We start from the raw sequence: 13,339 nt of genomic DNA on the forward strand, positions 1-13,339 counted from the left end.
CCCGCTGCCACCTCCACCAAAAAGGAAAACCATGAATCGTCGTCAACTCGTGCAACTGTTTACTGGCTTAGGTATCGTCGCTGCGCTCGCCGCCGCCCCGGTTCTGGCGCAGGATAAACCGATCAAGATCGGCGCCACCGGCGGCCCGCATTCTGAAATTCTGGAACTGGTCAAGAAAATCGCCGCCAAGGATGGTCTGAACCTGCAAATCATCGAGTTCAGCGATTACATCCAACCGAACGCTGCGCTGGCCGCCGGCGATCTGGATGCCAATAGCTATCAGCATTTGCCTTACCTGCAAGCGCAGATCAAAGACCGTGGCTATCAGTTCACCAATGTCGGTTACACGATTACTTTCCCAATGGGTGTGTATTCGAAAAAAATCAAATCGCTCAAAGATTTGAAGAGTGGCGCGCGCGTCGGTATTCCTAACGACCCTACCAACGGCGGCCGTGCGCTGCTGCTGTTGCAAGCCGAAGGCGTGCTCAAGCTCAAGCCTGATGCAGGACTGAAAGCGACCCCGCTCGACATCGCCGACAATCCAAAGAAAATCAAGATTATGGAAATCGATGCGGCGCAATTGCCACGTTCGCTGGATGACCTCGATGCTGCCGCCATCAATGGCAATTACGCCGAATCCGCTGGCCTGAGCCCGACGAAAGATGGCATTGCTATCGAAGCTGCCAAAGGTCCCTACGCCAACGTGATTGCCGTGCGTACCGCCGACAAGGACAAGCCATGGGTTGCCAAACTGCTCAAGGCTTACCATAGCGCTGAAGTCAAAACCTTCGTGACTACCAAGTACAAGAATTCGGTGATTACTTCTTGGTAACTGCGTCTTGGTAACTGCGTCCTGGTAACTGCGTCCTGGCAACTGCGTCCTGGTAACAGCGTCCTGATAACTGCCTCCTGAGAACAATCTTTTGGGAACAGCTTCCGGCTAGCAAGGACGTGCTGAATTGAGAAAGGGTTCTTCCGAACATATCGGAAGAACCCTTTTTTGTTATGTCCCAACGATGCAGGGAGATGCTTTCTGCTTTCTGCTTTCTGCTTTCTGCTTTCTGCTTTCTGCTTTCTGCTTTCTGCTTTCTGCTTTCTGCTTTCTGCTTTCTCCCTGCGACCAAACCGAAACCGCATTAATGCGGCAGTCGTCCCTTTCCCCTTGCCTGCATCACTGACCCGTCCGACTCCAGCGAAGCAATCCAAGACAGCAGGCGACCAGCGCCAGCATGCATATCGATGATCGCCAGATAGGCCTCGAATCGCGAATGTACGCTGGACGTCAAGGCGTGGTGATGTTCGCTTTCGGCGGTCAATACTTCCAGCAGCGAACGACGCCCGAGATGGTGCCACTGCTCGAAATACATGCGGCGAACCTGATCGGTCTGCGCGCCCATCTGCACATAATCCGCAACCCGCGCCAGCGAGGCGACTGCTTTGGCATGGGCGGTGCGCACCTGAATTTCCAGATCGAGCAAAACGCGCTCTTTGTGAGCCGCTGCCGCCGCGCTGCGCTCGACTGCCGCCGCCGCTGCTGCCAGTGAGGAACCACCCTGCAAGGTGTAGGTCAGCGTCAATTGCGTTTGCCAGGGTGTACGCTGGCCGTAGGCGTCATTTTCATATTGCTTTCCCACGACCCAATTGAGCTGCGGCCAAGCGGCGGCGCGCTGCGCATGGGCTTGCGCACGCGCCGCCTGCTCTTCCTGCACGGCCTGCATGACCTGGGGACTCCCCGCCATCCAACTCAGGGTATCGGCGATGGGCGGGGGAGAGAGCGGCCAGTGTTCTTGCAGCGGCACCTCGGCCGCCGCTGCGCCGGTGAGCTGACGCAATTTGATTTCCCATTCAATCGATTGCGCGGCAACCGTGTCGCGCTCGGTCAGGGCTTGCAATAACTTGGCCCGCGCCTGCACCAGCTCACTGGCCCGTCCCCGGTCAACGGCAACGATGTCGCTGAGCATGTTGACCAGTTCGCTCATGCGTGCGGCATAGGCGTCGGCGACGGCGCTCAGTTGCCGGTGTTTGCCCATCTGTATCAGCGCGACTGTCGTCAGCAAGGCAGTGCGTTCTTGGTTATGTCGCAGATTTTCTCCGGCGGCGAACATCGTGTGTTCGCGGCTATCGATGTCATGGCCGGTACGGCCCCAATCAAAAACCGTGGTCGATACCGATAAGCCCAGATTCGGTTTCGAGGTATCCCTTCTTTGCGATTGACCACCCAGGCGGTAAGCGCCAGAACCGGCCTGCGCTTGCAGCTTGGGCCAGCGATTCCAGCGCGCATTGTCCAGCTCCTGCTGCGCGGCGCGCTGGCTGGCAGCGGCTTGCTCAATATCGGGACTGCGATTCAAGGCCGCCTGCACTGCCTGGGCAATGAAGCGCAGCGGCTGGCGATCAGATGTCACGAAAATCGTCTCAGCGTCTTGCTCCATGCGGATGGATGCCGGAGACAACTGCAATGCGCCAGCCTGAGCAGGGGTAGCGGCCATGAATGAAACCAGCCACAGTGCAGTAAGCGGATTCGCTTTGCCGATAAAAGACCAGCAGCATCCGCTCTTCCTCACGCTCACAGAAACTCGACCGGCAAACCGGTTTGCACCAGCAACTCTGCCGGATAAGCGTGATGCCGATAGATATCGTATTTGATGCCGTACGCAGTAATACTGGGATCGCCCGAAGGGGTGTTGCTGCCGTCCACTTTTATCCATTGGCTGTCACCCGGCGCAAGGTCTTCCCCAAAGGCCGTGACTAAGCCTTTCACGCTGAGCTTGTCGTTGTAGTCGCCCTGTACTTTGATCTGATAATGATTCGGGACGCGCTCAGGGATCAAAGGCATGGGAGCCGAAGAACCGAACGCCTCTTCCGACCCGACGGAAAGCACATCATTGACCGACAGCGTTAACTGATTTTTCCCTTCGCCGCGCAAATCAAATATTTCTATCGAATGCATGGTTTGCCCCCACGGCTGCCCCACCGAATTGAGGGCGGTCAGGTCGAGATCCACTCCCTTGGAGAGCTTGAGCGTGTCCAGCGATTGATGGGATTCAAGATTGTCGGGGCCGCCATTAAGGATCAGTTCGTAATCGCCATAGTTACTGGCATTCACGTTAAACAAGGTAAACACGTTGGCGGTATTGTCGCCGTAAGCCATGCAGGGCGTGCCTTTCACCGGCCGGATATCCGTCGCGTACAGAGGCGAGGGGGTTTCCGTGGTGTAGCTGACATTGGAGAGATTGCCCGCGATATCTTCCATCTGAGCCACGACAACAGTGCCTTTTGCAAAAACAGCGGGCGGCAGCTCGCGCAAGGAAATAATTTCGTACTTCAGATCCTGTTCGGTCATGCTGTGCGTGACGAAACTCTTCGAGCCATTCGCCATCGTGAACCACACATTCAGGGTGTCGCCGACGGAGGGCATGCTGCCGGGATGGAAAATGCAATTGAGCATCTGGTGCGCGCTATCCAGTTTGAGAAAAAACAGATAACTGCTGCTGTTGTCCAGTTGCACCGGGTCAGACTTTGCCGGAAGGCTATGCTGACCGAGCTGGTTGACGACTTGCGCCTGAATCGTTTTTCCCTGCGACAAGGGCTCATGCGTGGCATACACCCAATCAGTGCCCCTGACCTCGGCGGTGTGCCATTTCAAGCCGCCATCCAGACTGACTCTGAGTTTCTCGCCTTCCTGCAGACTGTTTTCCAATGCCCCGTAAATGACGCGCCGGTTCTGGATATCGGAAGTAATCCAATCGGATATGCCGTCCCGGCCCCGGCCGGTATCTCGGGTCATACCGGAAATGGTGACGGTGTGCTTCAGAAACTCATTCACCCAGGGCGACTCCATCGATTCGTTGCCAGCCACATCAATGACACTGACGCTCAGCACCACAGGAGTACTGGTGGTGTGCAGGAGATGTTTGGGTACCTCCGCCAGGTAAGCGCCGTTCTTGTCTATATCTGAAATCGTGAGCCGGAACTGGTTTTCGCCCCAGTTCACGCGCAAGGTATCGCCTTTTCCCAACTGACCCTCGCGCAGAGAAACAAGGAAGCTGCCGTTCTTGAAATCGATCTTGCTGATGACCGGCGCATCGTAAGCCTCGACATCCAGGGTGACGCCTTGCAAGTGCGGCGTACTGATATTGCCGGCGGCGTCGATGACCCGGGTATGCATGGCCCAGCTTTCGTGATGTTCGGTCTGATCAACGGCACTCCAGGCGTGACTGCCCATCATTTGAATGCCATCCCACGTCACGCCGTTATCAAAGCTGATCTGCACTCTTTCGTCGCTTGGCAAGACCTCGCTAATCCAGCCGTGGACGAGGCGTCCGGCCGTTTTGCTACCGCGATGGTTGGTGATGAAATCGCCCGCGATACCGGTGTCATGTTCCATCCCCACCGTTTGCGTGGTCGCCGTGGGATTGGTGTTATCGAAAACGACATGCTGCATGGCCGGCGGGCTGGATTTGTTATCGGCATTGATGACCTTGGCGTGAATCACCCAGTTTTCCGCATGCTCGCTGGGATCGACAGCGCTCCAGACGGGCAAGGCACGCTCACTGCGCTGCCGGTCATTCACGGTAGCGGCAACCCATGTTGCGCCGTTATCGAAACTGACAACGATGCTTTCTCCGGCCGCCAGCGCGCCGCTGAGGCTGCCGTAGACGGTGCGACCCGCCGCGCCGTTGTTGGTCACGAAGCGCAGTCCGCCCGAGCTAAGACCCGTGTCGAGACTCATGCCGTCAATCGTTGCAATGACCTCGGGTGCGGCCGCCTCAACGACCAGCACATTGCCGCCATTGAGGTCGCCCGGATTGACGAGGACCGTGCCATTGCCGTTATAGCCGCCGCCGGAATGCGCCCCGCCGGAATAATCTTGCCCGTCGCCGCCGCCACCTCCGCCCCCACCTGCACCGGCAATGATTCCCGCCGTGGCCAGTCCGCCCAAAGCTAACAACACGGCGGAGCCGTTGCCGTCCTTGTCCTGATCGCCGCTGCTACTGCGGCCGTCCTTCATGCTGAGGATACCCGCCCTGCTCGCGCCAGCATCCCCCTCCCCTTTGCCGACGATTTCCTCGGAAGACGCCAGCGCCGTACCGACCGACTCGGTGAAACCCGGGTTAAGGCATTCGCTGGCCTCTTCGTCGTCATCGATTGAGCCCGGATATTTCTTTTTTTTGTATCCCGGAAGGGTCTTGCTCGTCGTGTGATCCGTTGATTGATTCACTGCTTGATTCGCTGCGTGGGCGGGGAGGATCAGACCAGCTTCAGGCGGTATGACAGCGGCAGCGACTACACCAGCGACCGGCAGACTTTTCGTAAAAACGCGTTTGTACCTTGTTGCTTGCAACATGAGAAACCTTTTTGAAATACGTTGGACCGCCGCCGGGGAAGCGCGCATTCACGAAATTCAGTGGGCGAATCTGCGCTCGCCGAAGCTATCGGGCAAGGCATGCCCGTCCTCGATGCGACGATAGAAAGAAATTATTGAAAAATAGCAATTCCCGGCCACATAATCGATTAAGGCTGTTTTGCTCACAATAGAAATGCTTCTAAAAATGACGCTGATTTTCCCCGCCGGCAATAGTGAAATCGGTATGTGACATAGCCCGATTGAGGACTTGCGGTCGCTAAGCTCAGGCGTGGTTTTTGATAGGAAATGGTTGAATCCTGCAAACAGGACAAAAAAAAAGACGTCCCCGATAGTGGCGGGAACGTCTTTTTTTGTGCGCTGAGCAAGCAGCCGGTAGCGGTTGCTTAACTGCGCGATCTGCCTTGCTCTTGCTCTTTCTCTTCCGCTTCCAACGCGGCGGCGGCCTCGCCGAGAGAAATATGCTCCTGATATGCCGCCAGCAGCGCCGCCCGGGTCGTGGGCGTTTCCAGACTGATGCGTCCGAGAGCGCCGGTACGGTAATCCTGCAACAGGACATGCGCGGCTTTTTCCAGATCCAGCTCACCGCCCTTGATGCGAAATCCGCGCCGTACGGCAATGGCTTCAATCACCGACACGCCGTCGCAGCCTTCGGTAGCAAAACTATAGCGCGCGCTAAGCAAGCGTCCGTAATGCACCAGCAGGTTATCGGCCAGAAAAGTGGCGACTTCTTCCTCGATCAGCGCGTTGGTACCGACCGCGTGGCTGGCAGCCAGCATCAGGCCGTCGGTAGGATGGGCAATTTTGGGCCACAGCATGCCGGGCGTGTCGATCAGCACCATGTCGTTACCCAGATACAAGCGCTGCTGGGTTTTGGTAACGGCCGGTTCGTCGCCGACCGCGGCTACGCGTTTTTTGAGCAGCGCGTTCATCAGCGTCGATTTACCGACGTTGGGAATACCCATGATCATCATGCGCAGCGGTTTGAGGGCGCTGCCCCGATGCGGGGCGAGTTGCAGCGCCAGTTTCGGCACTTTGAGCACATCGCTGGGCTTTTTGCAGCTCAGTGCAACTGCATGCACATTTTTTTGCGCATTGTAAAAATCCAGCCAGGCTTTGGTGGCGACGGGATCGGCGAGGTCGCTCTTGTTGAGCAACTTGAGGCAAGGCCGCTGACGGTGCTTGCGTAACTGTTCGATCATCGGATTGCAACTGGCCTGCGGCAAACGCGCATCCAGTACTTCAATCACGATATCGACCTTTTCCATGGCCTCGGCGGCGTTCCGGCGCGCCGCATTCATGTGACCTGGGAACCATTGTATAGACATCGATGTTTTTTCTTTTGCGCTGGCGAAGCCGCTATTTTACGGCCTCGCGGGGAAATGCGGTCGGCAACTGCTGCTTCAGCCTTGATTTAAAAGAGATTTCCGCCGTTTTCAGGCGTTCTGGACACATTCTGGCTAGGTTGTGCTTACACAGCGGGGGTTCAATCGAGCTCGGCCAGCACCTTCAGATGGGCCACTACGCTGCGCCCCAGTGCGGACAGGGCATAGCCGCCTTCCAGGCAACTGACGATGCGTCCCCGGGCGTATTGCCGCGCTACTGCCATGATTTGCTGCGTCATCCAGGCATAGTCGGCCTCGACCAGCCCCATCTGTCCCATGTCATCTTCACGATGGGCGTCGAAACCGGCTGAGATGTAAATCAGTTGCGGGCGGAAGGCATGCAGCGCCGGCAGCCATTTCTCTTCCACCAGTTGCCGCACCGCCGCGCCGTTGGTATAGGCCGGCACCGGTACGTTGACGCTATGCGAGAGGCTGGCTTCCGCCCCGCAAAAAGGAAAGAAGGGGTGCTGGAAGAAGCTCACCATCATGATCCGCTCTTCCTGCGCAAAGGCTTCCTGCGTGCCGTTGCCGTGATGCACATCGAAATCGATGATCGCTATCCGTTCCAGTCCATGCACTTCCAGCGCATGCCGGGCGGCGATGGCCACATTATTGAACAGGCAAAATCCCATCGGCGCCGAGGGGCGCGCATGGTGCCCGGGCGGGCGGATAGAGCAAAAGGCATTGTCGATTTCACCGCTGATGACGGCGTCGGTGGCGGCAATGGCGGCGCCGGCGGCGTGCAATGCCGCCTGCCAGCTATGGGAATTGAGGAGGGTGTCGGCATCCAGCGGGTAATAGGTTTCGCCGCTGACGGCCAGACCTTCGACGTGATCCCTTACCAGCGCAATGGCGTTCGCGGTATGAATCCGGCGCAAGGCTTCAATGCTGGCCGGGGGCGCGATGCGCCGTTCTATATACGGGTCAATGCGGCTGGCAATGAGCTGGTCCTCAATCGCCTGCAGTCGGGCCGGGCTTTCGGGATGCCAGTCGCCCATGTCATGTCGCTGACACTCTGGATGCGTGTAAAAGGCAGTAGTCATCGGTGCGGGCGGTTCAATCGCTGTGTAAGGGGTGTCTCGGTCAAACCGATGGTGTTTTTATTGTGCTCGCTCAGTGTAACCGCTTTGGAGTTGCGCGGCATCGCCTCACAACCGGGTAGAGAAGGTGATGCGATATACTCGCGGCTGCCCACGTTACCTGACAATCCGCCGAATCCTTGTCGGCTTGCCAGTCCTATTCGCCCACCCACTCGCCCATTCTCCCCCTGCCCGATATGCCGACTTTTTTCGCCTTGCGTTTGCCACGCCCCTTATTTTTTGCCGGACTCCTTGTTACTTTGTCTTTCAGCGCCGCACTACCGCCTCTGGCGCAAGCGGCGGCAAAGGATAAAACACGTCTGCCGCTGACGGAAACGCCGCCCGACGAGTTCGTCAGCTTCAGTCAGTGGAAAGCAGTCAACACCTTCATTGATGACATGGTCGCTAAAAACGGCTTTGACAAACAGGGTCTGCAAACGGTCTTTAACGATACCCGCCATATCAATGCGGCCTTGCAACTGGTCAAGCCTGCGGCATCCGGCAAACCCAAAAACTGGCAGGCGTATCGCGCCCGCTTTGTCGAGCCGGTGCGGATCAAGGCGGGCGCGGCCTTCTGGAGCAAATACGAGGCTGATCTGAACCGGGCAGAAGCCCAGTATGGTGTGCCGGCGGAAATTATCGTCGCCATTATTGGCGTGGAAACCGTCTATGGGCGCAATACCGGTAACTTCCGTGTGATGGATGCGATTGCCACGCTGGCCTTCGATTATCCCGATGTCTCGAACCGCGAGGCACGCATGGTGTTTTTCAGAGGCGAGCTGGAACAGACCTTGCTGTTTGCCCGTGACGCCGGTATCGATCCGTTTTCTTTGCTGGGGTCGTATGCCGGTGCCATTGGCTGGCCCCAGTTCATGCCGGGCAGCATACGGCGCTATGCGGTGGACTTCGATGGCGATGGTCACATCGATTTGCGCAATTCACCGGTCGATGCGATTGGTAGCGTCGCCCACTTCCTGCAAGAACACGGTTGGCAGCGCGCCCTGCCGACGGTGTTTCCGGCGGTGATGGGCCTGGCAAACGATGGCAGCAATCGCTGGCAGGAGCTGACCAATCAGGGGCTGGAGGCCAAATTCAGTCTGAGTGACTTGAAACTGGCAGGGGTAACGCCGGGACTCGATGCGCCCGCCAACCTGAACTATGGTCTGATCGACTTGCAAAATGGTCTGGAGCCGACGGAGTACTGGCTGGCAACCACGAATTTCTTTGCCGTTACTTTTTATAACCGCAGTTATTTTTACGCCATGTCGGTTATTGATCTGGCGCAAGCGTTGCGGGCCGCTCACGGTCTCTGAATAAGTATGGAGGGGGTTCGTCACCCTCCGCGTTGAGAACCTCTATCAGGCTTGGCTAACGGCGCAAGGGCGGGAGAAGAGATGCCGTCGTGCCTGAGAGGTCTACTGCCTCCGTCCTTGCCGTGCCGCAGCTTCAGCAGCCGCTCCCTTGCGCATGGTTTTTAACCGCAAGGATTCTAATTAACGCCCTCATGCTCCATCCCCCTCATGAATACACAGTCCCCTGAATATGTCATCGCCCTCACTACCGCCTGGCTGGAGCAGATCGTCATCGGTTTGAATCTTTGCCCTTTCGCCAAATCGGTGCATTCAAAAGGGCAGATTCGTTATGTTGTGAGTAAGGCCACAACATCTGAAAAACTAGAAGAAGAGTTGAAGACTGAGTTAGAAACATTAAATGTTGCTTCTTCAGAAATAATCGAGACTGTTTTACTCATACACCCTTATGTATTAATTAATTTTCTCGATTACAACGATTTTCTTTCTATTGCAGATGGATTAGTTTCGCAATGCGGTTTAGAAGGCATTCTTCAAATCGCCAGCTTTCATCCTGATTATCAATTTTCCAATACCTCCAGTACCGATATTGAAAACAATACGAATCGTTCCCCGTTTCCTATGCTGCATTTACTAAGAGAAGAGAGCATAGAGAGGGCAGTCAGGTCGATTCCCGATGCCGCTGATATTTTTGAAGTAAATATAACAACACTTCAAAAGTTGGGAATTGAGAAATTGGAACAAATACAAAAAAACCTGTTACGCAATATTTAAAATTAGAAAATTTCCTGTTAAGATGCATTAATAGTTCGAGATGTTTTATTGAAATTATTTCTTTCATGCCATGGAAAAGGTAATAAATAAAATTGCAATTAATAAACTCACTCGGACTATCCCTTTGCAAGACCATTAAAAAATTTATCCAGCAGCAAAAATAAAGGCGCAAAGCCTGTTTTCGCACTAAAAATGTAGGGTGCTTAGGTTTAAAAATGGGTAGGGATTGCGTACCGAACAGTATTTTCCAATGCGCAATTTTTATCTGTCCGTAGGGGGGGGCTAATGAAAACCAAGGGGCGGGAACTATGAATACAAATACAACTACACACACTATTGTTAATAGCATAGTGCCTGACAACCGGGAGGCACTACTGGTCGCACCGGCCAGTTACGATCCTAATCATCTGCTGGATGCATTGCTCAAGAAATTGCATTTGAAAAACGATGCGGCTTTATCGCGTGCGCTGGAAGTGGCGCCACCGGTGATCAGTAAAATACGGCACCGCAGACTTCCTGTCGGTGCCTCTTTATTAATCAGAATGCACGAAGTCAGCGACCTGTCCATCCGCGAACTACGCGCTCTCATGGGCGATCGTCGTGAGAAATTCCGGATCAGCGACAAGCAGTTCAAACCAAAGCCTGTCCCGCCAGTACAATTACTGCAGAGTTGAGGGAAGCCAATAGCGTTTAAACGCTACTGCATTCCTTTTGCAAGAAGTGCCGCTGCAGCCTCATCTGGGGCTACAGCGGCATTTTTTATTGCCGGTGACGAATGTCAGGCCGGAAACACACCCGTCGATAAGTAACGATCGCCACGATCACAAACGATAAATGCGATCGTGGCATTTTCCACTTGCTGCGCAATGCGCAGCGCAACTTCACAAGCGCCTGCGGCAGAAATGCCACAGAAAATGCCCTCTTCTATCGCTAGCCGGCGCGCCAGATGCTCTGCGCTGGCCTGGCTGACATATTCGATCTGATCGACGCGTGATTTATCGTAAATCTTCGGCAGATAGGCTTCCGGCCATTTACGGATACCGGGAATCTGCGATCCCTCTTCGGGCTGCGCGCCAATAATCTGAATCGCCTGATTTTGCTCTTTCAAATAGCGCGATACGCCCATGATCGTGCCGGTAGTCCCCATTGCGCTGACGAAATGGGTAATGCGTCCTTCGGTGTCGCGCCATAACTCCGGCCCGGTGGTTTCATAGTGCGCCAGCGAATTATCGGAATTACTAAACTGATCCAGGATTATGCCCTGCCCTTCCCTTTGCATTTGTTCGGCCAGGTCGCGGGCATATTCCATGCCGCCGCTTTTCGGCGTCAATACGATTTTGGCACCATACGCTGCCATGCTTTGTCGCCGCTCTTCGCTCAGATTTTCCGGCATCAGCAGAATCATCTTGTAGCCGCGCATGGAGGCCACCATCGCCAGCGCAATGCCGGTATTGCCGCTGGTAGCTTCGATCAGCGTGTCGCCCGGCTTGATATCGCCGCGCTCTTCGGCCTTGCGTATCATCGACAGCGCGGGTCTGTCCTTGACCGAGCCGGCCGGATTGTTGCCTTCCAGCTTGCCGAGGATGACATTGTTGCGGCGCACCGCCTCTTCCCCGCCAAGTTTGCGCAATTGGATGAGGGGAGTATTGCCGATGGTGTCTTCAATGGTCAGATAGGGCATGGTGTCTGGAGGCTCGCCTGGGAATCTTGATAGGAGGTGCATTTTAATCCGTATGCCGACCCTGCGTATGTCCTGCTAGCGACAGGATTTTCATATGGATATGACGAATCCAGCTATGGAATGTTTTTTATTGCTGCCACAGCCGTCCTGTCGGGCAAAATGCGGCGAACCGGAGGTGGATTGGCCAATAAAAAATCCCGAAAGTGGATGTCCGACTTTCGGGATTCAGTTCAGATAAAGGGGCTTAGCTGAAAACGACGACTCTTTATTGTTATCGACTAGCCGGTTTGGCGGGCGCTACCGGCTTGGCCGCTGTAGTTGCTGCCGCGGCAGGTTTTGCACCGCTCTTTGCCTGTCCGTTGACGGTTAATCCGGCCTGGGACATCTTGGCGGCATTTTTTTCGCCTATGCCTTTCACCCGCGTTTCGAGATCCGTCCAATCCTTGAAGTTGCCACCTTTTTTCCGCTCATCAAGAATCCGCTTGGACGTTGCCGGGCCGATTCCCTTGATGCTGTCGAGCGCAGCCTGATCGGCTTTGTTGACATCGGCACTGGCAAAAGCGATGCCGGTGGAGGCGATCACTGTCGCCAGGATGAACGAAAGTTTTTTCAACATGGTTTTGTCTTTCCGATAATGGTGATATCGGGATCCGCCCTGCCCTGAAACAAGGCGAAATCAGGACGGATGCCGCAGAGGTGAATGCAGGTCGGCTGACATGCCCTCGCTTAACGATATGGCCAAATACGGCAGTAGACAAACAACGTGAATTTTTATCTCGCAGTTTTTCTAAAAACCAGTTTTACAGGGCTCTAGATACCCAACTCTTCGCGGGTCACTGTGGCAGTACCCAGCTTGCCGACCACAATGCCGCCAGCACGATTGGCGACGGTCACAGCGTCAATCAGGGGCATACCTGCGCCCAGCATGGCCGCCATGGTTGCAATCACCGTGTCGCCTGCACCGGAAACATCGAACACTTCCCGCGCCATCGCCGGAATATTCACTACCTGCTGATCCAGATAGAGGGTCATGCCCTCTTCCGAACGGGTCAGCAGCAGCGCCTCCATGTGCAGTGACTGACGCAGATTTTGCGCCTTGGTCGTCAATTCTTCTTCGTTATGCCAGGGGCCGATCACGCGTATGAGTTCCGAACGATTCGGCGTCAGCAGCGAGGCACCGGCATAACGCGTGAAATCGTCCCCTTTGGGATCGACCAGCACCCGCTTGCCCAGCGCTTTGGCTTTGGCGATCATCTCGGCGACATTGACCAGTCCGCCCTTGGCGTAATCGGACAGCACGATCACATCAAAATCGGCGACCAGCGCGTTGAATTGGGTGAGCTTGTCGCGCAATACGGCATCGGTAGGGACTTCTTCGAAATCCACGCGCACCAGTTGTTGCTGCTGGCCAATGACCCGCAATTTGATAATGGTCGAGATGGCTTGGTCGCGGTTCAGGAAACTATGGATGCCAGCCTCGCTCAGCATGCGCTCTACGGCGTCGCCCGCTTCATCCTGCCCAACAACCCCCAGCAGGGCCGTATGCACCCCCAAGGCGGCCGCATTGCGCGCGACGTTGGCTGCGCCGCCAAGACGCTCTTCGCGCTTCCTGATGCGCACAATGGGTACCGGGGCTTCCGGAGAAATGCGGGTGACTTCACCGAACCAGTAGCGGTCCAGCATCACATCGCCCACCACCAGCATGCGCGTGGTGGTCAGCGCGGCAGAAAATTTCGCATCGATCATTC

The 13,339-nt window shown here is 55.6% G+C and carries 11 protein-coding genes; 4 read left to right on the forward strand and 7 right to left on the reverse strand.

Going from position 1 to position 13,339, the window contains the following annotated elements:
• Nucleotides 1-31 precede the first annotated feature (31 nt).
• A complete protein-coding gene (locus RGU70_RS16340) occupies nucleotides 32-832 on the forward strand; it encodes a MetQ/NlpA family ABC transporter substrate-binding protein (RefSeq protein ID WP_322210438.1) in 801 nt (266 codons plus the stop codon).
• Nucleotides 833-1,136: 304 nt separating this feature from the next.
• On the opposite strand, the gene RGU70_RS16345 is transcribed toward RGU70_RS16340, so the two are convergent.
• The 4 genes from RGU70_RS16345 to RGU70_RS16360 form a co-directional block, all read right to left on the reverse strand.
• The gene (locus RGU70_RS16345; RefSeq protein ID WP_322210439.1) at nucleotides 1,137-2,486 is read right to left on the reverse strand and encodes a TolC family protein; all 1,350 of its coding nucleotides are present in this window, start codon (nucleotides 2,484-2,486) and stop codon (nucleotides 1,137-1,139) included.
• 77 nt (nucleotides 2,487-2,563) lie between these two features.
• Nucleotides 2,564-5,218, reverse strand: a complete 2,655-nt coding sequence (locus RGU70_RS16350) for a hypothetical protein (protein ID WP_322210440.1) — start codon at nucleotides 5,216-5,218, stop codon at nucleotides 2,564-2,566.
• Between the two features lie 530 nt (nucleotides 5,219-5,748).
• On the reverse strand, nucleotides 5,749-6,690 hold the full coding sequence (gene ylqF, locus RGU70_RS16355) for a ribosome biogenesis GTPase YlqF (protein WP_322210441.1): 942 nt from the start codon (nucleotides 6,688-6,690) through the stop codon (nucleotides 5,749-5,751).
• A gap of 158 nt (nucleotides 6,691-6,848) precedes the next feature.
• On the reverse strand, nucleotides 6,849-7,790 hold the full coding sequence (locus RGU70_RS16360) for a histone deacetylase family protein (protein ID WP_322210442.1): 942 nt from the start codon (nucleotides 7,788-7,790) through the stop codon (nucleotides 6,849-6,851).
• 233 nt (nucleotides 7,791-8,023) lie between these two features.
• Here RGU70_RS16360 and mltB point away from each other — a divergent pair, with 233 nt between their 5' ends.
• The 3 genes from mltB to RGU70_RS16375 all read left to right on the forward strand — a co-directional run bounded on the left by mltB (nucleotide 8,024) and on the right by RGU70_RS16375 (nucleotide 10,584).
• Complete coding sequence (gene mltB / locus RGU70_RS16365; RefSeq protein WP_322210443.1) at nucleotides 8,024-9,139, forward strand: lytic murein transglycosylase B; 1,116 nt, start codon at nucleotides 8,024-8,026, stop codon at nucleotides 9,137-9,139.
• A 207-nt stretch (nucleotides 9,140-9,346) separates the two neighbouring features.
• On the forward strand, nucleotides 9,347-9,910 hold the full coding sequence (locus tag RGU70_RS16370; protein ID WP_322210444.1) for a DUF1415 domain-containing protein: 564 nt from the start codon (nucleotides 9,347-9,349) through the stop codon (nucleotides 9,908-9,910).
• Nucleotides 9,911-10,218: 308 nt separating this feature from the next.
• The gene (locus tag RGU70_RS16375; RefSeq protein WP_322210445.1) at nucleotides 10,219-10,584 is read left to right on the forward strand and encodes a hypothetical protein; all 366 of its coding nucleotides are present in this window, start codon (nucleotides 10,219-10,221) and stop codon (nucleotides 10,582-10,584) included.
• A 104-nt stretch (nucleotides 10,585-10,688) separates the two neighbouring features.
• On the opposite strand, the gene cysM is transcribed toward RGU70_RS16375, so the two are convergent.
• From cysM to rfaE1, 3 genes are all read right to left on the reverse strand, one after another.
• The gene (cysM, locus tag RGU70_RS16380) at nucleotides 10,689-11,591 is read right to left on the reverse strand and encodes a cysteine synthase CysM (protein ID WP_322210446.1); all 903 of its coding nucleotides are present in this window, start codon (nucleotides 11,589-11,591) and stop codon (nucleotides 10,689-10,691) included.
• Nucleotides 11,592-11,862: 271 nt separating this feature from the next.
• On the reverse strand, nucleotides 11,863-12,207 hold the full coding sequence (locus tag RGU70_RS16385) for a ComEA family DNA-binding protein (protein ID WP_322210447.1): 345 nt from the start codon (nucleotides 12,205-12,207) through the stop codon (nucleotides 11,863-11,865).
• Nucleotides 12,208-12,401: 194 nt separating this feature from the next.
• Nucleotides 12,402-13,337 carry a D-glycero-beta-D-manno-heptose-7-phosphate kinase gene (gene rfaE1, locus RGU70_RS16390; RefSeq protein ID WP_322210448.1) on the reverse strand — a complete coding sequence of 312 codons (936 nt, stop codon included), beginning with the start codon at nucleotides 13,335-13,337 and terminating at the stop codon, nucleotides 12,402-12,404.
• Nucleotides 13,338-13,339 lie beyond the last annotated feature (2 nt).

The sequence above is a fragment of the Herbaspirillum sp. RTI4 genome (assembly GCF_034313965.1).
In the GTDB taxonomy this organism is placed as follows: Bacteria; Pseudomonadota; Gammaproteobacteria; order Burkholderiales; family Burkholderiaceae_D; genus Herbaspirillum.